Here is a 21,673-nt window from a genome sequence, read left to right as displayed (position 1 = left end):
CACTTACGCCATAGCAAGGTTACCCGACTAACCTTGAGTGAGCGCAATGGCATTAAACTGGTTTAGCGCATGCTATGCAACTGAGCAAGAATGCTTGGCTATACTTGATAAACTTTTAGCATTAAGAGGAGTGATGGTTTAATGGACAAGGCCACCATTTTAGTTGTGGATGATACCCCCGAGAATATTGATATTCTGGTTGGGGTTTTAGGCGGTGATTATCGAGTAAAGGTGGCCATCGATGGCCCTAAAGCGTTATCGTTGGCCAGCAAAACTACACCCGATCTTATTTTACTAGATGTGATGATGCCGGGAATGAATGGTTATGAGGTGTGTAAACGGCTTAAGCAAGAACCATTAACGAGTCATATTCCGGTTATTTTTGTCACTGCATTGACTGAGGTTGCCGATGAAACCCAAGGGTTTGAGCTTGGCGCAGTCGACTACATTACTAAACCCGTGAGTGCACCTGTGGTTAAGGCAAGGGTGAAAACTCACTTAGCCCTTTATGATCAAAAACGTTTACTTGAGCAAGAAGTTAAAGCCCGCACAAAAGAGCTGGAAGAGACCCGCTTTGAGATCATCCGTCGTCTTGGACGAGCAGCAGAATATAAAGATAATGAGACAGGCCTGCACGTCATTCGAATGAGTCACTATGCCCGCTTATTAGCTATTCAGTCAGGTTTACCCGAGCGCTACTGCGAGCTTATCTACAACGCAGCGCCGATGCATGATATTGGTAAAATAGGCACACCAGATTCTATTTTAAAGAAGCCAGCTAAGTTAGATGATAGTGAGTGGCAGGAGATGCAGCTTCATGCCGAAATAGGCGCTGAAATTATTGGTGAACACAGTGATCCACTATTAGAAATGGCACGCCGAATCGCTCTGACTCATCATGAAAAATGGGATGGAACAGGTTACCCTTATGGTTTAGCGGGGGAAGATATCCCTATTGAAGGCCGTATTGTCGCAATTGCTGATGTATTTGATGCGCTAACGTCTGTGCGGCCCTATAAGAAGGCGTGGACGGTTAAGGCAACCATGGAGCTAATTGAAAGTGAGTCGGGTAAACACTTTGATCCAGAGCTGGTGAGTCACTTTACTCAACTTACAGAAGCCGTCACTCAGATCCGCGACGCACACCATGAAACAGAATAACACCAAGGAAAGAGCATAAAAAAGGCGCATTAAGCGCCTTTTCTGTGATTAGCAGCTCACTGAGTTATTCTTGCTCTTCAAGCGAGTACGGTAGCGCAATCAGTGTTAAGTCTGACTCGGCATCATCGGCAAATCTAAGCTTGGCATCGAGTTGAGTATCGTTAGCCAGCACGGCTGTTAATAATACTTGGCCATCACGTTGCACTGCTTCGATGATGGTACCTGCACGGCGGAACCCTTGCCCCTCTTCTAAGGCAATTTCAAGTTGGCTATCGGCAGTTAGCGGTGAAGATACTGAGCCGCTAACAATGTAAAGCGCACGCTTGTTACCACCGCGATACTTCATTCTGGCGATCGTTTCCTGCCCCATGTAGCAGCCTTTGTTAAAGCTGATACCATTAACGGCTTGGACGTTACACATTTGCGGAACAAACTGGCCTTGGTGGCTGGCACCTAAGTTTGGATAACCCGCTAAGATCTCTAGAGCTTGCCATGCGCTAGCATCAAAGATTGGCTGCTCGATTTTAGCAACTAATGTATCTGCATGAGTTGCTTCAATGGCAAGAATATAACGACCTGCATCATGAATAATCATGCCGTTATCAACTAAGGTTAGTTCATCGTTAAGCTCACCAAACTGCGCGGTTAGCCAAGCCTGAGCTTGCTCACCAGCAACGCCAAGTAGTAACCAAGTATCAGTCACATCGGCTAATTCTGCTTTGCTAAATACCGCATACTTTTGCAGTTGCGGTAAATCCAATGCCAAGGTGTCTTTCGGCATAAGTAAAAATAGGCTGTCGTCTTTAGCAAAGGCTCTAAAGCTGGCTAGCATCTTACCTTTAGGATCGCAGTGCGCGCCCCAACGCCATTGGTCATTTTCAAGTGAGCTGATATCGGTTGTGACTTGGCCGTGAATAAAGCTGCGACCTTGCTCTCCGGTCACTGACATTAAGCCTAGGTGGGTTAACTCTGAAAAAAGTAGGTCAGGCTGTTGTCCGTTAAGAGGCCAAGTTGGCTGAGAAGTTGACAGCGTCATGAGAAAGTCCAAGAAGTAAACCAATAATGACAATGATTGTACCGCTAATTTTTTACCGTGCAAGCGCAGTAGTTCAAACTATTTAAGCTTATATAAATAAAAGCAAAGGCCGTATAAACGATTTATACGGCCTTATTTCTGTGCGCGGTTCTAGTGGAGATGAGCGCTTAGATCTTAGTCACTGATTTAGTGAAGCAGTCGAGTTCTAATCGTGCCTTCAATTGCTTGCAATTCAATTAACGCATCTTCAGCCTGATCTGAGTCGACTTCCATTACCACATAACCGATTTCAGACGTTGTCTGTAGATACTGAGCAGCAATGTTGATGCCTTTCTCTGCAAATGCCGAGTTAATCTGGATCAGAATACCTGGACGGTTGTGGTGAATATGCAGTAGGCGCGAGGTGCCAGAGTGCTGTGCTAGAGAAACTTCTGGGAAGTTCACTGCCGTCATGGTTGAGCCATTGTCCGAGTACTTAGCCAGCTTACCCGCAACTTCGATACCGATATTTTCCTGTGCCTCAGCCGTACTGCCGCCTACATGTGGGGTTAGTAGCACGTTATCTAGGCCGCGAAGTGGGCTTAGGAACTCATCATCGTTCGACTTAGGTTCTACAGGGAATACGTCGATTGCCGCACCTGCAAGGTGTTCTTCTTTAAGTGATGCTGCTAGAGCATCAATATCGACTACAGTGCCACGAGAGGCATTGATAAGAATGCTGCCTTTACGCATGCAGGCAAGTTCATCAAAGCTAATCATCTCTTTAGTTTGTGCGGTTTCTGGCACATGTAAGCTGACTACATCGGCAAGGGATAATACTTGCTGTAATGAATGCACCTGCTGCGCGTTACCTAATGGTAGCTTGTCTTCGATATCGAAGAAGATCACGCGCATACCAAGGGTCTCAGCCAGAATACCAAGCTGTGTGCCAATGTGTCCGTAACCAATGACACCTAAAGTCTTACCGCGAGCCTCAAAGCTGCCTGAAGCACTCTTTAACCAGCCACCACGGTGAGCTAGAGCGTTACGTTGCGGGATCCCGCGCAGTAGCATGATGATTTCGCCTAAGACCAACTCAGCCACACTACGGGTGTTAGAGAATGGAGCGTTGAAAACCGGGATCCCCAGCTTTTCAGCCGCAGACAAGTTAACTTGGTTAGTACCAATACAGAAGCAGCCGATACCGACGAGTCTCTCTGCGTGGGACAGGACTTCTTCGGTGAGTTGGGTACGGGAGCGAATGCCAACAAAGTGCGCATCTTTTATTGCAGAGGATAGTTCTTCTTCCCCTAAAGAGGCTTTGTGATACTCGATGTTGTTATAACCTGCACGTTCGAACACATCCACCGCAGACTGGTGAAGGCCTTCCAACAGCAGGATCTTAATCTTATCCTTGTCCAGCGAGTGTTTCGCCATGATTTATGTACCCTTTCTGTTTAGTTTTATTATGTATACTTAATGCCACGGCAGAGACGACTAAACTCTACTTTTACAGTGGTTTGGGTATAGACTGTCAATTTACTAAGGACTAGATGCCTTTCATAGCAAAAACTTTGCTTGAAAGCGCAACCGCTCTCACAAAGTAGCACTTTTTTTACTTGCTGTGGAGGGCTAGATGGCCAAAGTGTTTATTCTGAATTTAGAACAATATCTTATATAGGGGCGATATTTTGAATAAAAGAGCTGCGTGGCTAGTGATATTCTTCGTTGTATTAATCTGGTCAGGGATTAATCCTAAGGATCAATTTACCTGGTTTTTAGAGGTAGCTCCTGCCTTAATTGCACTACCGATTTTGATTTATACCCGTAATAGTTTTGCCTTGACGAGCTTAGCCTATGGCTTGATCTTGATTCACTGCATTATCTTGATGGTGGGCGGGCATTATACCTATGCCGAAGTGCCGCTGTTTGATTGGATTAGCGAGTGGACTGGGGGCGCGCGTAATAACTACGACAAGGTGGGGCATTTCGCTCAAGGCTTTATACCGACAATCTTGGCGCGCGAGGTGTTTATTCGCTTAAGTGTGGTAAAGATCGGCGCCTGGTGTAACTTCTTAGCCATCTGTTTTTCTTTAGCATTCTCCGCTTTTTATGAGCTTATCGAATGGTGGGTAGCAGAGCTTACAGGTGAAGACGCCGAGGCATTTTTAGGTACCCAAGGTTACGTGTGGGATACCCAGTCAGATATGGCGATGGCGTTAGTAGGGGGGATTTCTGCGGTGCTTCTCCTCAGTCGTTTGCATGATAAGGCGCTACGAGCAAAGCTTAACTTAGCCAAGCTATGATAAGCTTGCTGGCGATAGGGATTACTCGCTTAATCTAGGTTGGTTATGCGGCTGTATTTCAGTGCTAATGGATCACAGAAGTGCCTTGTTAGCTCGAAAAAAGTATTAATAAAAAAGTATCAATAAAAAATTATGCCCTAGTCCGCTACTTAGGTGACAAGCTCTGTTGTTTTCTCAGATTGACCTCTGAATTAACCCCAGAGCTTGTTCTATTTAGCGTACAGGCAAAACTTTTCAGGGAGAAAAGTGATGAGTAAAATTGATGAGGTTATCTTTCTTCATCAGGTGGCATCTCCTTGCCACTTAGCGATTCTCGCGGAGTCAATTGGACTGAAAACGCGGGTTATCTCCAACGTAGAACAGCTTGACCCTAATAGTCACAGTAACTGCTTTTATCTTGTATCTCAGCAAGGTGCTGCACTGGATATTAATGGTGTTCCGCTGGTGGCCAGTCAATTAGTTAAGCATGTGCCTGTGGCGCTTTATCAAGTCGATCGTGAAGGGATTGCAGCAGAAGATGCCTTGTTACAAGGGATCCGTGGTCTACTATTTATTGATGAACGTATGGACTTGTTATTAACGGGCTTACGCAAAATGCTCGGTGATGAGCTTTGGTTCGACAGACCATTGATGAGTAAAGTTCTGCGACAATTAGTGACTAAGATGGGCGTTTCAGAAACTTTGACAACTGAGGACTCTGAATCACTCGAAGGGCTTACCAATCGTGAAAAAACCATTATTCAATTGGTATCCAGTGGCGCACGTAATAAAGAGATCGCCGATAAGCTGTGTATTAGTGAGCATACGGTAAAGGCGCATATTTCCTCTATATTCAGAAAAACCCAAGCAAGAAATCGTGTAGAGCTTTTGCGCTGGGCGCAATCATTTGAAAGCCAACTTAATTTATATGGCCTTAGCCACTAAATAAAGTCTTTTATTCACCATTTTCAAAGCAATATGAGCGGCTAATACCAGTCACTAATACCAGTCACTAATAGCAGTTACTAATACCAGTTACTTAAGGTGGATACTCAGAAAAATCTTATGACTTTGAAAGATAAGAATGGATCACTGAGGTCACAATGAGCACGAAGAAAAAGCCACTCTAAGCTTTTTCTTTTCTTCGTGTCCTCCGTGTAGCAAACGTAGTGAGCGCTTGGTGGTTTATGGCCTTAAAGGCAAAGAGCCCTGCTTGTGCTGGGTTCTTAGAGTTCTGTTTTTAATCTGCTTTGGTTTTTTCTTGCACCATCTTCTAACTCTCCTCCTTTGTTATGGCGCTAATTTTTACAGAAATCAGCCTTTTTTAATCCCGGTTTAATCGTTAGCCGTTTAAATGTAGCGTGATAATTAGACTATTTGAGCCATTAATGGGTATTTCATCAAGAATGACTCAAAACCTATCGATTATTTAAGTTGTAAACTTTCAGTTATGTATGTTTCTGATCTAATTTTGGCCTTTGCTCGCATGAATTTCATCATCTTAAAGCGGTACTTATTTTGCCTCTTATGTTGAAATTCGCGCCTGAATGCTTCATAGGTGTTGGGTTGGTGTTTAAATTGTGTTTTGCTAATATTAAGGTTTCATTGCTTTTCCCTCATCTCATCGCTTATTACTCCTCAAGGCGATAAAAAGTTTGTTTATCTTCGCCAAAATCAGTCAAATTCCTTGCGGCAAAATAGCGTCTGTATACACTGCGCTCATATCAAGATTTTAACGGTAATAAATGTATGGAAGTTTTCATCAGTTTGTTCGGCATGCTTTGTCTTATGGGCTTAGCGGTTGCACTATCAGAAAATAGAAAAGCAATTAATCCTAGAACCGTACTCGGTGCGTTAGCGTTTCAAGTCGCCTTTGGCGCATTTGTTATGTATGTGCCTATGGGGCAGGCGGTACTTGATGGCGCATCAAATGGCGTTATGCATGTTATTGGCTACGCTAACGAAGGCTTAGCCTTCTTATTTGGCGACCTCGCTAAATTTGGTGTTGGCTTTATCTTTGTAATTAACGTGCTATTTGTGGTGGTCTTCATCAGCGCATTAATTGCCGTACTTTATTACCTTGGCATTATGCAGTTGGTTATTGGCTTAATTGGTGGTGGCTTATCTAAGCTGCTGGGTTCAAGCCGTGCAGAATCTCTCTCTGCTACAGCCAATATCTTTGTTGGACCAATTGAAGCGCCTTCAATGGTACGTCCCTTTGTTAAGCACATGACTCGCTCAGAGCTGTTCGCGGTAATGACCGGCGGCTTAGCTTCTGTGGCTGGCGGCACCATGATAGGTTATATCCAGATGGGTGTTGACGTGAAATACGTACTAACTGCAGCGTTTATGACGGCGCCAGCTGGTTTACTGTTTGCTAAGTTGATGTGGCCAGAGACTGAAACGCCACAAAACGACATCAAAAAAGTGATGGATGATGTGACAGACAAACCGGCGAACGTACTCGACGCTGCAGCCAGCGGCGCAGCAATGGGTATGCAGCAGGTATTGTCAGTGTCAGCGCTGTTATTGGCATTCGTGGCACTTATCGCCATGGTTAACGGTATGCTTGGCGGCATCGGCGGCTGGTTTGGTATTGAAGGCCTAACTATGCAAGCTATCTTAGGTTACGTACTGGCACCACTAGCATGGGTCATGGGTGTACCTTGGAGCGAAGCAACACAGGCGGCATCATTTATTGGCCAGAAAATGGTCATTAACGAGTTTGTTGCTTATATCGACTTCTTGAAAGTAGCTGACCAGCTATCAGAAAAGACTCAAATTATTATCAGTTTTGCACTGTGTGGCTTTGCAAATATCGGCTCATTAGCAATGGTGATTGGTGGCTTAGCGGCACTTTGCCCTGAGCGTCGTCACGACTTAAGTGCATTGGGTATGAAGGCGTTAATCGCTGCAGCTCTAGCTAACTTAATGAGCGGTACTATTGCTGGTTTGCTATATAGCTTAGCTGGTTAATTTTGACCGCAGCTTAATCTTATTTTTATCAATGAGTACTTGTTTACTAGCGCAAACAATTACTCAAACTTTTTAAGGATGTATCATGACTCCACATATTAATGCCGAAAGCGGTGCGTTTGCTAAAACAGTTCTAATGCCTGGTGATCCGCTACGTGCAAAGTATATTGCCGATAACTTTTTAGAAAACGCAGTTCTAGTAACCGACGTGCGTAACATGTTGGGCTACACCGGCGAATACAATGGCAAAAAGATCTCTGTTATGGGTTCTGGTATGGGTGTGCCGTCTATCTCTATTTACGCTAAAGAACTAATCACAGATTACGGTGTTGAAAACATCGTACGTATCGGTTCATGTGGCGCCATCAGCGATAAAATCAAGCTAATGGACGTAGTTATTGCTATGGGTGCAAGCACAGATTCAGGCGTAAACAGAACACGTTTTGCTAACACTGATTTTGCTATGATTGCAGACTTCAACTTGCTTAAACGTGCAGCAGATTCTGCTGAAAAGCTTGGTGCTAGCTACCATGTAGGTAACTTGTATACGTCTGATCTGTTCTACTGTGCAGATGAAGCGCGTTACGACCTAATGGAAAAGTACGGCATCTTAGGCGTCGAAATGGAAGCTGCAGGCCTTTACGGTGTAGCAACTGAATTTGGCGCTAACGCATTGGCCATGATGACAGTAACAGACCATATTCGCCAAGGGCTGCATTTAACTGCAGAAGAGCGTCAGCAAACGCTGAATGACATGATTAAGCTCACATTAGACGCAGTTGAAGAACTTCTTTAATCGCGATTAATAGTCGCTTAAGTTTACTTAGGTATCTTGCGCGTCATTAATGCTGCTTAGTAGCAATTAGCTTGATTGTAACGCTTTACCCTATGGCCGCGGCTAGGCACATTAAGTTGGACGCACTAGCGTCATCGACAAAAAATACTAAGCCTAGTCGCGCGCCAATTCAGCCCAAATAGCAAACTGCTATTTGGGCTGTTTTATTTTAGTTTCTAACTCCCATTCAGCTTCGTTTCAGCCTCTTCTAGCAGTACTAATATATCTACTCGTTAGCAAAAACTGGCAACTAAGGTTTTGATAGGTTTAAAGATCTATGCAGACAAAGTAGACTAGTTGCACTAATAGTCTTTTTGGAAAGAGAAAATGTCGATTTGGTTTAAGCCTGTAAGCCTCGAAGTCTGCGCTACAATGGATGCTGGGATGAATGGTAAGGGCACCTTGATGCAAACCATGGGGATCACTATTTCTGAAATTGGTGACGACTATATGAAGGCGACTATGCCAGCAACACCTGCAGTGCATAATCCACTGGGCATAGTTCATGGCGGTGCTAATGTGGCATTGGCCGAGACAGTTGCGAGCTATGCGGCGAATTTTGCGGTCGACTTTGAAAACTATTACTGTGTTGGCCAAGAAATTAACGCTAATCACTTAAAAGCCTCACGTAACGGCATACTAACTGCGACAGCTAAAGCGATACACCTGGGCAAGCGTAGCTCGGTTTGGGAAGTGCTGATCCATAACAGCGCCGGTGAGTTATGCTGTATCTCTCGTATGACCGCAGCCGTGGTTAAACGCTAGAGCTGCTACATTTGTTCTATCGCTCCCATGATCGCTGCCGTGGTTGTTTTCAGCGATAAATATCCGCTCAAGTATGAGTAATTTTATTTAGCTAAGGCCTGTTTTATTGGTTAACTTTTGCTCATACTTATTGCATTACTTTTATCAGCCTAGGGTATTGCTTAGGCCTAATATCAATAATTAGGAGTGCGAATGGATAACGCAACAATATGGGAGTGGGTCGGATACCTAGCGTCAGTCGTCGTCGCGATATCTTTGATGATGTCTAACATCAAAAAATTACGTTGGTGGAACCTGGTTGGTGCAGCATTGTTTGTGGCCTACGGACTGGCTATCGACGCGATCCCTGTGGCTCTAGTAAACTTCTTTATCGTACTGATCGACGCCTATTATTTGGTTAAGCTGTATAAGGCTGAAACAAAAATGAGCGAAAAGACGGAATTGTAAAGATTATAACTAAGGAGGGATCTTCGATTACCTCCTTTTTAGCCAATTTCAATAGCGTTAAATAGCTCGCCTGCAAATAATTCAGTACATTTCATTACTATTCGTATACTTAGTTAGCGATGAATGCCTACAAAGCTACTTACCTAGTAGCGATTAAATCTGAACATTTCATTTATTGATACGCATCAATAATACCAATTTGATTCAACATTATTCTCCAAGCCTCTAATTGAAGTGAAGTTTATTCCTATCGATTTACCCATGGATTTTTAATCTGTAAATGCGTTTAGGCTTATCGTCTTTAATCGTTTTATTGTTTTCGCTTCAGGGTCTATTCTTATCTCATCGACAAGCGGTTAGTTGCCGCGTTGCCATAGCGTATCGCAGATAGAGGATAAACCATGGCTACCCTATTTGATTTAATCGAAACTTGGCTGGGATCACGCCAAGATTGAGGAGTAATGTATGAGTCAGCAAAACCGAGTTCTTACCGCACAAAATGGCGCACCAATTAGCGATGACCAAAATTCACTGTCAGCTGGTGAGCGCGGACCGCTTCTACTGCAAGATTGGCACCTTATCGAGAAACTAGCTCACTTTAACCGTGAGCGTATTCCAGAGCGTATCGTACATGCTAAAGGTACCGGTGTTTACGGTAAGTTTACCCTGACTCGTGACATGAGTGATTACACAATTGCCGATCACTTTAACGGTGTAGGTAAAGAAACTGAAACCTTTGTTCGTTTCTCTACAGTTGGTGGTGAGATGGGCTCTGCAGATGCTGAGCGCGATCCACGTGGTTTTGGTCTACGTTTTTATACCACTCGTGGTAACCACGATATCGTAGGTAACAACACGCCGACTTTCTTCTTGCGTGACGGTATTAAGTTCCCAGACTTTATTCACACTCAAAAGCGTAACCCACAAACTAACTTGAAAGATCCGCATGCTATGTGGGACTTCTGGGCACTGAATCCTGAAGCTATGCACCAAGTTACGGTATTGATGTCAGATCGCGGTATTCCAGCTAACTATCGTCAAATGCACGGATTTGGTTCGCACACCTTCTCTTTCTGGAATGCCAAGGGTGAGCGTTTCTGGGTCAAGTTCCACTTTAAGACTAAGCAAGGCATCGCTAACTTAACGGCTGAGCAGGCTGATATTCTTAAAGGTATCGACCCAGATTCATCACAGCGTGACATGGTTGCGGCAATTAACGACGGCAACTTCCCTAAGTGGGCGGTAAAAGTACAGATCATGCCAGAAGCTGAAGCAAACACTTATAAGATCAATCCGTTTGATTTAACTAAAGTGTGGCCACATGCTGACTACCCATTGATTGAAATTGGTGAGTTAGAGCTAAACCGTATGCCGCAAAACTACTTTGCTGAAGTTGAGCAAGTCGCATTAGCACCAAGCAATTTAGTTCCTGGTGTTGGCGCATCGCCAGACAAAATGCTGCAAGCGCGTTTGTTTGCCTATGCTGATGCACAGCGCTACCGTATCGGAGCTAACTATAACCAACTACCGGTTAACTGCCCACATGCAACAACGGCTAACCATCACCAGCGTGGCGGCGCAATGGCAGGTACACAGTGCCCGTTCTCAGGTAGCCAAACAGGTGGCGACCCTAGCAGAAACTATGGACCAAATAGCTTTGACGGCCTACAAGACCAAACGCAATTTGCTGAGCCACCACTGCGTTTAGATGGTGAAGCAGATCGATACAGCCGTTATGACCAAGATGACTTTAGCCAAGCTGGTGACTTATACCGCCTACTGCCAGAAGATGAGAAAGCGCGTTTAATTGCTAACATCGCAGGCACATTAAGTGTGGTAAGCGAAGCGACACAAACTAAGATGGTTGAGCATTTTACTGCCGCTGATAGTGATTATGGCCGCCGAGTAGAAGAGGCGTTAAAAGGTTAATCTGGCTAAGAAAGGTTCTAGATAAAAGCAGGTCCTAGGTTCTAGGAAAAGCAGGTGCTAAGATCTTAAAAGCTAAAATTAAAGGCAAAACAGTAGATGCTGTTTTGCCTTTTTGTATTCTGTTTGTGCTAGAACCTAGAACCTAGAACCTAGAACCTAGAACCTAGAACCTAGAACCTAGAACCTAGAACCTAGAACCTAGAACCTAGAACCTAGAACCTAGAACCTAGAACCTAGAACCTAGAACCTAGAACCTAGAACCTAGAACCTAGAACCTAGAACCTTTCTTTAAAAAACCAAAGTCGCAACGCCCAGTAGCGCAAATAGTACCGCGCAGCCGCGGTGTATCCAGCTCATCGGTAGCTTCTCGGCGCTAAAGTGTCCGGCAATGACCACTGGCACATTGGCTATAAGCATACCTAAGGTGGTGCCCATAACAACCATGGCTAAGGCATCATACTTAGCCGACAGCACGACTGTGGCTATTTGGGTTTTGTCCCCCATCTCGGCGATGAAGAATAGAATGAATGTGGCTAAGAATGGTCCCATGGCATAGAAACGACTCTCTTCGGCATCGACTTTATCAGGGATTAACACCCATAACGCAATGGCAAAAAATGAGGCGGCAACTAGATAGCGTCCCATTTCCGGGCTGATCCAAGAGATAGCCCATTGTCCTAGCCAAGCGGCTGCGAAGTGATTAACTAAGGTAGATAGGAAAATACCAAGAATAATGGCGGTTTTGTTTTTAAAACGCGCGGCTAAGATTAATGCTAACAATTGAGTTTTATCGCCGATTTCAGCAATGGCAACAGTAAAGGTAGAGGCAAGTAGTGCTTCCAAGAGTTAATCCTAAATGGGGACGTATTAGCAATAAACTAAGCACAGCAACTCTTCCCCAAATTTAAGAGGTGCGGTGCTCAGGTCTTGCTGGGCGGGCTCAAAACTGGCGTATTGAGCTGCTGTATGTACCATGGCATGTGGCCAATTATGTTGATACATACTCAGTAAATGACGCTGGCAGGCATTTAATGCCCTTTTGTCGCCTTACTGATAGCTACTCCCCTGAAGCGAGGCGGCATTATAGCGGCTACGCTGTTTTTTTCAACGTCAAAAGCAAACCAGTGAGTAAATTAATCGGTAATTTAGACTTAAGTAACATAACTGTCGTACTGGCTTTGCGCTTATGTTAATAACTCGTGCCGAGTTGATTTTAACTGCTCTAGAAGGCTTGCCCACGGGGAATACTGCTGTTAATGTCAGTGCAGTCATTTTTTAGAGTAAGAGCCGTAATGAAACAATTCACTCTGTATTTTCCACGATTTATCAAGCCTCAGTGGCTAAGTTGATAAGGTGAATACACGTTTTATTTAACTAGCCGTTGAGGCCAATTGGAATCGTAAGGTCGAAGATGACCGGATTCGATTGGGGGCAGTTATTGATATTGTTAACTTGCAACATTCTCTCCCTCAAAGTCGTTCTAAATCTGACCTATCTAAATAAAAAATAAAATTTAACAGGACAATTTTGTGAACTCAAAAATACTTGGCTCAGTTGCCATTGTCGCAGGAACGGCAATTGGTGGCGGTATGTTGGCTTTGCCTTTAGCAACAGCTTCATTAGGTACCATTCCCGCACTGCTTTTACTTATCGTAATTTGGGGTATATCCATTTATACCTCACTACTAATGCTTGAAATTAACCTTCGGGTAGGTGTTGGTTTAAATCTGCACAGCATCACAGGTAAAACCTTAGGTAGAGTAGGGCAGCTTATTCAAGGCGGCTCATTCTTGAGTCTGCTGTTTGCACTTACCATGGTGTATTTGATGGGTGGCTCGTCGCTGCTTGAATCAAAGATGGCAATGGTTGGTATGGACGTTGATAGTCAATTCGCGGTGTTACTCTTTACGCTGATTTTCGGTGGCATTATCGCGATTGGCGTTAGCTGGATTGATAAAGTGTCACGGGTGCTGTTTACCTCAATGATCACGCTACTGGTGATAGTGGTTGCCTACTTGCTACCAGAAGTTGATATGAGTCTGATGATGAATAACTCAACCGAAGGTATGGTGACTAGCAGCGACTTAACCAACCTATGGTTAGCGGCTATTCCTATTGTGTTCACCTCGTTCGGCTTCCATGTATGTATTGCCACCATAGTGCGCTATTTAGATGGCGACGCCATGTCGTTGCGTAAGGTGTTAATTATAGGTTCAACCATTCCGCTTGTGTGCTACATCCTTTGGCTAGTGGTTACCCTAGGCACTTTAGGTGGTGATACGGTACATGAGTTTAATGGCTCTTTGCCATTGCTTGTTACGGCGCTGCAAGGTGTTGCTGAGTCGTCAGTGTTGAAGTCTTTCATCGACCTATTCGCTAACTTCGCCTTGGTTACTTCGTTCCTAGGCGTGACCATGAGTTTATTAGATTATGTTGCCGAGCTAACACGTGCTAAAGAAAATGCATTAGGCCGCGTACAAACATGGCTGCTGACCTTTGTACCACCGCTACTTTGTGCATTGTACTACCCAGATGGTTTCTACAAGGTGTTAGGTTTTGCGGCGATTCCGCTAGTGGTGATTATTATCTTCTTGCCTATCGCAATGGCACTGCGCCAGCGTAAGCAAAATTTAGGTGGTTATCAGGTTTGTGGTGGTAATACCGCCCTCGGTCTAGCAGGGGTTGCAGGTTTAGCGATTATCTTAGCTCAGCTATGGGTTGCACTCTAACTAGCGTTTTAACCAGAGCGCGGCATACCGTACGCCTGTTAACGTGTATGCCTGCAAAGGCTATTCTACAAAAGGTAACAGCTTTGTAAGAGATTAATTCAGAAACTGTTATCAGCGCCTCTTCTTATGATAAAGTCGAGCTCGAATATGAAAATATTGGGCTCGACTTTTTTGTTTTCCGTCCTAAGGAAATTGAATATCGAACCACAAGCAATCAACAAAAAATCATAAAAAATACTCTTATTAAAGCTCTTAATAAGAGATAAGAAATGGACTTATAAAAATGAAAAAATGGCTTTTGACAGCGGCTATGGCGACCTCTTTTGGCGCTCTAGCTGACGAAGGTATGTGGCAGCCTTATCAACTTCCTGCCATGGCAGATGAACTAAAGGCGAAAGGGTTAGAAATTGATGTTAACTCGATTTCAAAACTGACCGAATTCCCAATGAACGCAGTGATAAGCCTTGGCGGCTGTACCGCGTCATTCGTATCACCTAAGGGCCTAGTTGTAACTAACCATCACTGTGCTTACGGCTCTATTCAGTACAACTCAACTCCTGAGAAAAACCTACTACGTGACGGCTTCTTAGCTAAGTCATTTAGCGACGAGCTACCGGCAACACCGGGCTCGCGAGTTTACGTGACTGAAAGCGTTGTTGACGTAACCGACAAGGTTAAAGATGGCCTTGAGAGTAAAACAGGTAACGCGTTTTACAAAGGCATTGAGCAAAAAGAAAAAGGCCTAGTGGCCGAGTGTGAGAAAGAAGACGGTTACCGTTGTAAGGTATACAGCTTCCACGGCGGCCTAGAGTATTACCTAGTTAAGCAACTAGAAATTCGCGATGTGCGTTTAACATACACACCAGCAGCCAGCGTGGGTAAGTATGGCGGTGATATCGATAACTGGATGTGGCCACGTCACACCGGTGATTATGCTTTCTACCGCGCTTACGTATCAAAAGACGGTAAGCCTGCAGATTTCAGCAAAGACAACGTGCCATTCGAGCCAAAGAGCTTCTTAAAAGTATCGGCTAAAGGCGTTAGTGAAGGTGACTTTGTGATGGTTGCTGGTTATCCGGGGCGCACCAACCGTTACCGCACAGCTAACGAAGTCGAAAACCAATTTGAGTGGTCATATCCTGAAGGCAAGATCTTACGTGAACGCCTAATTGAGATCATTAAAGAGACCGCGCCAGAAGGCAGCGATGAGCGTATCAAGTACGAAAGCTCAATTGCAGGTTTAGCTAACTATGCTAAGAACTTTACTTCTATGATCGAGTTCTATGGTAAATCGACCATGCTTGATGACCGTAAAGCACTAGAGCAGAAGCTAGCTAACTGGATTAGCGCCGACAGCAATCGTAAGCAGCAATACGGTAAGGTACTAGCCGAGCTTGATAAGCTCATTGCTAAAGGTCAGCAAGGCCAAGAACGTGATTTACTACTTAGCTATATGGGTTACAGCACCATGCTAAGTACTTCTGGTCGCCTGTACAGATTAGCTAATGAAAAAGCCCTAGCGGATATGGATCGTGAGCCAGGTTATCAAGAGCGCGATATGACACGCTTTACATCAGGCATGGAGCGTATTGAACGTCGTTATGCCGCCAGCGTTGATAAAGCCATGCTATTAGAGCTTATTACTCGTTACGCAGCGCTACCAAAAGATGAGCGTCTACCAGCGTTTGATAAAGCCTTTGGCATTACTAACAACTTTGATGCGGCTAAGTTAAGCAAGACGCTTGATAAGATGTACGCCAACACTAAGCTGTCAGACAAAGAAACCCGCCTAGCTTGGATGGACAAGTCAGTTGCCGAGTTTAAAAAGTCAAAAGACCCATTCATTCAGTATGCCGTTGCGACCTATGACGAGCGCATGAAGCGTGAGCAGGCTGAAAAGCAACTAGCAGGTGAGTTGATGAAGGTTCGTCCTATGTATATGGACGCTATCATCGCTTATAACCGTGAGCAAGGTAAGCCAGTTTACGCAGATGCTAACTCAAGCCTGCGTGTCACAGTGGGTCATGTGAAAGGTTACTCGCCAGAAGATGGACTTTATGCTGAGCCATTTACTCGCCTTGAAGGGATTTTGGCGAAAGACACAGGTGTAGAACCATTTAATGCGCCAGCTAAAGAGCTAGAGCTTATCGCCAACAAGCAGTACGGTGATTACTATGTGAAGTCATTGGACTCAGTGCCAGTTAACTTCCTATCGACCCTCGATACCACAGGTGGTAACTCAGGTTCGCCAACCTTAAATGGCCGCGCCGAGCTTGTTGGTCTGTTATTTGATGGTGTATACGAGAGCATTATCGGTGACTGGGGCTACGATACTGAGACTAACCGTTCTATCCAAGTAGATAGCCGTTACATGTTATGGGTAATGAAGTATCTTGATAATGCCGATAACCTGTTAGAAGAGATGGAAATTGTGCATTAATCATATTGGCTATGATTAGCTAGCCTTTTGCATGCAAAAGCCGAAACATGAAAGTGTTTCGGCTTTTTTGATTTTTGGTGGTTTGTTTGGTTTTGCCATATTGGAAGGTTATCAGGCTGCGCCTGACCAAAGTCATTAAGTTAGACTACGTCTAACAACCAAAGTCGTGAGCTTCCAGCTCACACTCGGGCAAGAAGGGGTCAACAGCTACCCCCTCTTGACCATTTTATTTATAAAGAGTCCCAGTCGCCCCGACGAAGTTGTCTCCCTCGTACTTATTAGAAATAGTCTAACGCTTCCGATGGGGAACTGGTGTTTTCTGTGAGTTTCGTAACTCATTTTTGCCCCTTTATCATTTAGAAGCAAAATAAATAGAATATCTTCCTCTCTAATTTTACCCTATTAAACCTTATCTGAAATAGAGAGAAAGCAACGCCCACATTTGTAAAATCAGCAATCATATTCTTTCAAAAGTCTGGCCATTTATTGCTCGATAAGTTGTTATCGCATTTTAGAAACGCTCCTCATGAGACCCACAATATGTTGAGTGACACCCTTTAATTTATTGTTTACAAAGAATAAAAGTGGTAAAAATGCCTAGATGTAATATTCGGTTTTTGGGGATGTTCTTGTTTTTACAAAAAGTCACCCAAACGGGTCTAGTAAGCTCTTATACGGAAAGGTGACAACTTCATGAGTTTAGTTAAAGGTGCAGCCCTATTCATTACGATATTTTTAATGGGCTATGTAACGAACAATATTTTTTCACAACCTACAAACTTAGAGCTCATTCTTAGCTATTTAACTTCATTTTCAACCATTTGTGCAGCTATAGTTGCATGCCTCGCACTAAATAGTTGGCGAAAACAACTCAAGTTCAGTAACATTTTTAGCACTGCAACCGAACTTGAATATGCATTATTCCAGCAACTAAAATTGGTTTGTGATGATGAGCAACTACAAGGAAAGGAGGCTTTTGGGGTGTATGGACTGCAAATTCAAACCTTAACATTTAGATTAAGACAGCGAAAATATCAGCCAGAAATATTAACTGCTATTGACGTAAGTTACGACCAAGGACTCAATGAGGCTAGGGTATCAGGTCAATTTTCTAAAAAATCAGTAGAAGAACTTCTATCTGCATTGAGAAGGTTAACGAAAGCAATTAATCAAGACTTCAGATAAAGGGATCGGAGCGAATTAGGGAGCTAAGATACTTGTTCTAATCAATGCTAGGCTAACTAGAGTGGTTGCACTAACTGATTAATGTCTAAAAATGAGTTTGTAACATCTGAGAGAACGAATTAGGAAGGAAGATGATTCAGATGTCGGTACGGCTGTGGGCTTCGGTTTCAGGGATGAAATCGCAGAGCGGCCATGGATGGCTTTATAGTGTTCCACAGAAGTTGCGACAGCTGAGCTTACTGCGAACTGTAGCCTTTTTTTCGTGGTGAATAGCTTTTGTCCAGAAATGAGCTTGCCACACCTGAGAGAACTAATTCGGAGAGATGATGATTCAGATGTCGGTACGGCTGTAGGCTTCGGTTTCAGGGATGAAACTGTAGAGCGGCCAAGGACGGTTTTATAGCGTCCCACAGAAGTTTCGACACCTGAGCTTATTGCGAACTTTAGCCTTTTTTCGTGGTGAATAGCTTTTGTCCAAAAGCTAGTTAGGGCTTTAGCTGCAACTCTAAACATTAAAGAGTGTGCTGTTCCAACTTGGTGTAGATAGGGCTGAGACCGTCGAAAACATGGATGTTTTCGTTGAGCTCACAGGGATGTGCTTGCAGCGAGTCTCAGAAGTGTCTGCACATACGCCGGCCGCAGGCCATTGGAACCACTATTGTTGGATGCCACTCTCAGTCAAAAATATTTAGAGTCTTTGCGACCTATGCTCAGGCTTAGCCTGATATGTGGCAAAGCACATCTCTTAGCCGATAAGGCTAAATCAATCAGCGCTACTTTCTGGACAAGCAACAGAATTCAGCAAATCAGTTAACTCTGCGGAACTCAAAGGTCTCATAGAACCCTCTGGCAAATCCCCTAACTGCAAACTCTGAATCGACAGCCGTTTAAGGTCGATAACCTTAAACCCCAAAGCCTGTGACATACGGCGTATTTGCCGATTCAGCCCTTGAGTCAAGGTAATCTCATACTTATCAGAACCTAAACGGCTCATCACACAAGGCAAAGTCGTGACATCTTTATAGCTCACCCCAGCGGCCATGCAGGCAAGAAAAGCATCATCAAAAGCCCGGTCAACTTGCACATGGTAAGTTTTAGCATGACCAAAATCTGGGTGCATTAGCTTATGAGTTAACTCACCATCGTTGGTTAAAATCAACAGACCACGGCTGTCTTTATCCAGACGGCCGACAGGGTAGAGACGTGGTGACTCGGGCAACAGGTGCAATAAGCTGTTTGGCAGATGCGCTAGCAGACGACTGTCGGTGCCGACCGCTTTATTAAACAGCCAATAGGCTTTAGCTTCAACAGCACTAATTGGCTCATCGTTAACATAGATCTGCTCGGCGCAGCGCTGACCGTCGGGGGTGTCGATTAGGGTCACACTGTCTACGTGATTAGCGAGTCGATCATCGATACGAACTTGACCATCTCTGATTAAACGAGTGGCGGCGCGGCGGGAACAACAGCCGGTTAAGGCAAGGTATTTTGCAAGTCTCATGAATTTGGGATAATTATTCTTTAGCTAAATATTGCTGTGTGAGTTCACGATAATTATTGATAGCCATTTGGCGTATGCTCCAAGCATGAGCAAGGCACCAGAGCATCACAATATTGGTTTGTGCCCAGAGAGTAATTGCCACCCAGCAGTAATTAGCCTGGGGAAAATGTTTGTCGCATGGGTCAAAGTCCAAGGTATGCCAGTTTAACTGAAAAACCAGTGCCGATGATGTAATAAAGCCTAAAACGCTAATAAAAAATACAGGCCAGCTACAGGCTGAATGATGATTAAACTTATCGGTGATACAAAGAAAATACATCACAACGGTACCCACTAAGAAGCAGGTTGATACCAGACGGTGAGTGTCTAAATAGTTTATAGGGAATATTCCCATTAGCACCACGCAAGCGCCGACCCAAATCCCTATGCATGATAAGTAATGGCTAAAATTGCCTAATTTTAATAAGAATAAAGTAATCATGGATAGCAGGATGCATAATCCGGCTACCATCAGAGACATGTTGTAAATGTAGGCGTAGCGGGTGTAAGTGTAATCACCGAGCAAGTCTGCTCGCTTGTTTATAACGTCAAAGCCTATCTTTTGATATTCAAACCAGACAGATATAGACACACCTATTGCAGCTATGATGGCCCCGAGAAAAATCAACATTACCACTAAGCGGTGCAGATCATACTGCATTGATTGTTCCCGCAATTTATCGTCCATGTTGGCTTCTATCCCTGTTATGGTTAATTTTCCCAAAAAAAAGGAGTACATATAGATGTACTCCTTGATTATAGAATGCGCTTAGTTAGAACTCACTTTTATACCAAAAAAGTATTAAATGGGCTAACTGTTTACGAGCTACTTACGCTTACGGAAGATGACTATCGCAACGGCTACAACCGCTAAAATCATGCAGTACCAAGCGTGAGTGACAACATCTAATGGCGATAGGCTAAAAGTTGAAGCCACTAGTAGTGCCTGGGCGCCGTATGGAATAAGACCCTGAATGATACAAGAGAAAATATCTAATATGCTGGCTGCACGCTTTGGCGTGACGCCGTGCTTTTGGGCAAGATCTTTTGCAATGTCACCAGTAACTACAATCGATACCGTGTTGTTTGCCACACAGGTGTTAGTTGCCGCAACAATACCAGCCATGCCAAGTTCTGATGCGCGGCATGATGCTTCGCCTTTGGCTTTAGAAAAACGTGTAATCAGTTTTTCAATCTGCTGGCTAACAAATGCTAGACCACCTTGCTGCTGCATTAGCGCCGCTAAACCACCGACTAGCATAGACAGGATAAAGATTTCTTGCATGCTACCAAAACCGGCATAGATGTCTTTACCGAATTGGATCACGCCGTAATCCATGGTGGCGATGCCGGTAATACCCGCCAATAATATACCTATGGTTAGCACTACGAATACGTTAAGACCAGCAACTGCCAAGAACAAAATGGTTAGGTAAGGAATCACTTTAACAAAGTCGATCTCTTGCGCTGCTACATCAGCTTGGCCTTGGCCTGCTAAAGTGAAAATCACTAAGGTAATGATTGATGCTGGGATGGCGAAGATCAGGTTTTCTCTGAACTTGTCTTTCATCTCACAGCCTTGAGTACGAGTTGCGGCAATGGTGGTATCAGAGATAATCGATAAGTTATCACCAAATAGTGCACCTGATATCACTGCGCCCGCCATAATGGCCAAGTCGATTTGTGCTTCGTTAGCTACACCCAGTGCAATTGGCGCGACTGCGGCAATCGTACCCATTGAGGTACCCATTGCGGTTGCAATAAAGGCGGCTATCACGAAAAAGCCCGGTAGCAATAGGTTTGAAGGCACTAACGATAAGCCTAGTGCAACGGTAGCATCAACACCACCTGTCGCTTTTGCTACGGCAGCAAAGGCACCGGCTAACAAATAAATCATACACATAGCGATGATATTTGAGTGGCCAATACCGTTTAAAAAGGTTTCTATTGATTGGTTAAGCTTTTGCTTTGAAATCAAAATTGCAAAGATAATGGCGGGTAGAATCGCCACTACGCTTGGTAATTGATAAAAGGCAAAGTCTACACCTTGGCTTTGAAAGTAAACGCCTGCACCAATAAATAGGGCTAGAAATAGAAATAGCGGCGTTAGGGCTAAAAATGATGGCGCCGTAGTAGCGGCTGCGCTTTGGGCTTCTGGGGCATTACTGGAAGTTGTCAATGTTATCTCTCTTATCTTCAATCAGTCTTTGAACCATTGTTCCCATCGCCCTCCTAGCTGGAACAAACTACTTATTAGCTGCCGCTAAATCATAGAATGGTACATCTCAATAGTTGAGAGGATATGAGATTGAAAGACGTCTGTCAATTTAGACGTCTAGATGTTTTTACTGCTAATCTGGAGTTTA

At 44.1% G+C, this 21,673-nt stretch carries 17 protein-coding genes; 11 read left to right on the top strand and 6 right to left on the bottom strand.

Annotated elements, in window-relative coordinates:
- Positions 1–141 precede the first annotated feature (141 nt).
- Positions 142–1,161, top strand: coding sequence for a two-component system response regulator (locus K5Q73_RS02830; RefSeq protein WP_220759041.1), 1,020 nt, complete (start codon positions 142–144; stop codon positions 1,159–1,161).
- Positions 1,162–1,225: 64 nt separating this feature from the next.
- Here the strand turns inward: K5Q73_RS02830 and ygfZ are convergent, their stop codons facing one another.
- Both ygfZ and serA read right to left on the bottom strand, forming a co-directional pair.
- Positions 1,226–2,197: a tRNA-modifying protein YgfZ gene (gene ygfZ, locus K5Q73_RS02825; protein WP_220759042.1), complete on the bottom strand. Its 972-nt coding sequence runs from the start codon at positions 2,195–2,197 to the stop codon at positions 1,226–1,228.
- Positions 2,198–2,383: 186 nt separating this feature from the next.
- Positions 2,384–3,613 carry a phosphoglycerate dehydrogenase gene (gene serA, locus K5Q73_RS02820; protein WP_220759043.1) on the bottom strand — a complete coding sequence of 410 codons (1,230 nt, stop codon included), beginning with the start codon at positions 3,611–3,613 and terminating at the stop codon, positions 2,384–2,386.
- A gap of 254 nt (positions 3,614–3,867) precedes the next feature.
- Between serA and K5Q73_RS02815 the strand changes: the two genes are divergently transcribed.
- From K5Q73_RS02815 to katB, 7 genes are all read left to right on the top strand, one after another.
- Positions 3,868–4,482 carry a DUF2238 domain-containing protein gene (locus K5Q73_RS02815; protein WP_220759044.1) on the top strand — a complete coding sequence of 205 codons (615 nt, stop codon included), beginning with the start codon at positions 3,868–3,870 and terminating at the stop codon, positions 4,480–4,482.
- 249 nt (positions 4,483–4,731) lie between these two features.
- Positions 4,732–5,406 carry a response regulator transcription factor gene (locus K5Q73_RS02810; RefSeq protein ID WP_220759045.1) on the top strand — a complete coding sequence of 225 codons (675 nt, stop codon included), beginning with the start codon at positions 4,732–4,734 and terminating at the stop codon, positions 5,404–5,406.
- Between the two features lie 804 nt (positions 5,407–6,210).
- Positions 6,211–7,437: a NupC/NupG family nucleoside CNT transporter gene (locus K5Q73_RS02805; protein WP_220759046.1), complete on the top strand. Its 1,227-nt coding sequence runs from the start codon at positions 6,211–6,213 to the stop codon at positions 7,435–7,437.
- An 82-nt stretch (positions 7,438–7,519) separates the two neighbouring features.
- Positions 7,520–8,233, top strand: coding sequence for a purine-nucleoside phosphorylase (gene deoD, locus K5Q73_RS02800; RefSeq protein WP_220759189.1), 714 nt, complete (start codon positions 7,520–7,522; stop codon positions 8,231–8,233).
- 366 nt (positions 8,234–8,599) lie between these two features.
- Entirely contained in the window at positions 8,600–9,037 is a 438-nt protein-coding gene (locus K5Q73_RS02795) for a PaaI family thioesterase (RefSeq protein ID WP_220759047.1), read from the top strand.
- A 192-nt stretch (positions 9,038–9,229) separates the two neighbouring features.
- Positions 9,230–9,484, top strand: a complete 255-nt coding sequence (locus K5Q73_RS02790; RefSeq protein WP_220759048.1) for a YgjV family protein — start codon at positions 9,230–9,232, stop codon at positions 9,482–9,484.
- 465 nt (positions 9,485–9,949) lie between these two features.
- Complete coding sequence (katB, locus tag K5Q73_RS02785; RefSeq protein ID WP_220759049.1) at positions 9,950–11,413, top strand: catalase; 1,464 nt, start codon at positions 9,950–9,952, stop codon at positions 11,411–11,413.
- A gap of 288 nt (positions 11,414–11,701) precedes the next feature.
- Here katB and K5Q73_RS02780 read toward each other — a convergent pair whose 3' ends face one another.
- Complete coding sequence (locus K5Q73_RS02780) at positions 11,702–12,256, bottom strand: TMEM165/GDT1 family protein (RefSeq protein WP_220759050.1); 555 nt, start codon at positions 12,254–12,256, stop codon at positions 11,702–11,704.
- A 686-nt stretch (positions 12,257–12,942) separates the two neighbouring features.
- On the opposite strand from K5Q73_RS02780, the gene K5Q73_RS02775 reads away from it, so the two are divergent.
- From K5Q73_RS02775 to K5Q73_RS02765, 3 genes are all read left to right on the top strand, one after another.
- On the top strand, positions 12,943–14,142 hold the full coding sequence (locus tag K5Q73_RS02775) for an amino acid permease (protein ID WP_220759051.1): 1,200 nt from the start codon (positions 12,943–12,945) through the stop codon (positions 14,140–14,142).
- 283 nt (positions 14,143–14,425) lie between these two features.
- Positions 14,426–16,582, top strand: a complete 2,157-nt coding sequence (locus K5Q73_RS02770; RefSeq protein WP_220759052.1) for a S46 family peptidase — start codon at positions 14,426–14,428, stop codon at positions 16,580–16,582.
- 693 nt (positions 16,583–17,275) lie between these two features.
- Complete coding sequence (locus K5Q73_RS02765; protein WP_220759053.1) at positions 17,276–17,767, top strand: hypothetical protein; 492 nt, start codon at positions 17,276–17,278, stop codon at positions 17,765–17,767.
- 763 nt (positions 17,768–18,530) lie between these two features.
- Here the strand turns inward: K5Q73_RS02765 and K5Q73_RS02760 are convergent.
- From K5Q73_RS02760 to K5Q73_RS02750, 3 genes are all read right to left on the bottom strand, one after another.
- On the bottom strand, positions 18,531–19,268 hold the full coding sequence (locus K5Q73_RS02760; RefSeq protein ID WP_220759054.1) for an RNA pseudouridine synthase: 738 nt from the start codon (positions 19,266–19,268) through the stop codon (positions 18,531–18,533).
- Positions 19,269–19,281: 13 nt separating this feature from the next.
- The gene (locus K5Q73_RS02755) at positions 19,282–19,995 is read right to left on the bottom strand and encodes a DUF998 domain-containing protein (RefSeq protein ID WP_220759055.1); all 714 of its coding nucleotides are present in this window, start codon (positions 19,993–19,995) and stop codon (positions 19,282–19,284) included.
- A gap of 138 nt (positions 19,996–20,133) precedes the next feature.
- Positions 20,134–21,486 (bottom strand): Na+/H+ antiporter NhaC family protein, encoded by a 1,353-nt coding sequence (locus tag K5Q73_RS02750; protein WP_220759056.1) that lies wholly within the window; start codon positions 21,484–21,486, stop codon positions 20,134–20,136.
- Between the last annotated feature and the right edge of the window lie 187 nt (positions 21,487–21,673).

The organism is Shewanella sp. MBTL60-112-B2 (assembly GCF_019655055.1).
Classification (GTDB): domain Bacteria; phylum Pseudomonadota; class Gammaproteobacteria; order Enterobacterales; family Shewanellaceae; genus Shewanella.
This window is presented reverse-complemented; position numbering and strand designations above follow the sequence as displayed.

What these genes read in the sequence shown, in the direction of transcription:
- serA (WP_220759043.1), bottom strand. Translation starts at nt 3,613, where the DNA reads ATGGCGAAACACTCGCTGGACAAGGATAAGATTAAGATCCTGCTGTTG.
- K5Q73_RS02830 (WP_220759041.1), top strand. Translation starts at nt 142, where the DNA reads ATGGACAAGGCCACCATTTTAGTTGTGGATGATACCCCCGAGAATATT.
- K5Q73_RS02810 (WP_220759045.1), top strand. Translation starts at nt 4,732, where the DNA reads ATGAGTAAAATTGATGAGGTTATCTTTCTTCATCAGGTGGCATCTCCT.
- K5Q73_RS02795 (WP_220759047.1), top strand. Translation starts at nt 8,600, where the DNA reads ATGTCGATTTGGTTTAAGCCTGTAAGCCTCGAAGTCTGCGCTACAATG.
- K5Q73_RS02805 (WP_220759046.1), top strand. Translation starts at nt 6,211, where the DNA reads ATGGAAGTTTTCATCAGTTTGTTCGGCATGCTTTGTCTTATGGGCTTA.
- K5Q73_RS02770 (WP_220759052.1), top strand. Translation starts at nt 14,426, where the DNA reads ATGAAAAAATGGCTTTTGACAGCGGCTATGGCGACCTCTTTTGGCGCT.
- K5Q73_RS02755 (WP_220759055.1), bottom strand. Translation starts at nt 19,995, where the DNA reads ATGGACGATAAATTGCGGGAACAATCAATGCAGTATGATCTGCACCGC.
- K5Q73_RS02765 (WP_220759053.1), top strand. Translation starts at nt 17,276, where the DNA reads ATGAGTTTAGTTAAAGGTGCAGCCCTATTCATTACGATATTTTTAATG.
- ygfZ (WP_220759042.1), bottom strand. Translation starts at nt 2,197, where the DNA reads ATGACGCTGTCAACTTCTCAGCCAACTTGGCCTCTTAACGGACAACAG.
- K5Q73_RS02760 (WP_220759054.1), bottom strand. Translation starts at nt 19,268, where the DNA reads ATGAGACTTGCAAAATACCTTGCCTTAACCGGCTGTTGTTCCCGCCGC.
- K5Q73_RS02790 (WP_220759048.1), top strand. Translation starts at nt 9,230, where the DNA reads ATGGATAACGCAACAATATGGGAGTGGGTCGGATACCTAGCGTCAGTC.
- katB (WP_220759049.1), top strand. Translation starts at nt 9,950, where the DNA reads ATGAGTCAGCAAAACCGAGTTCTTACCGCACAAAATGGCGCACCAATT.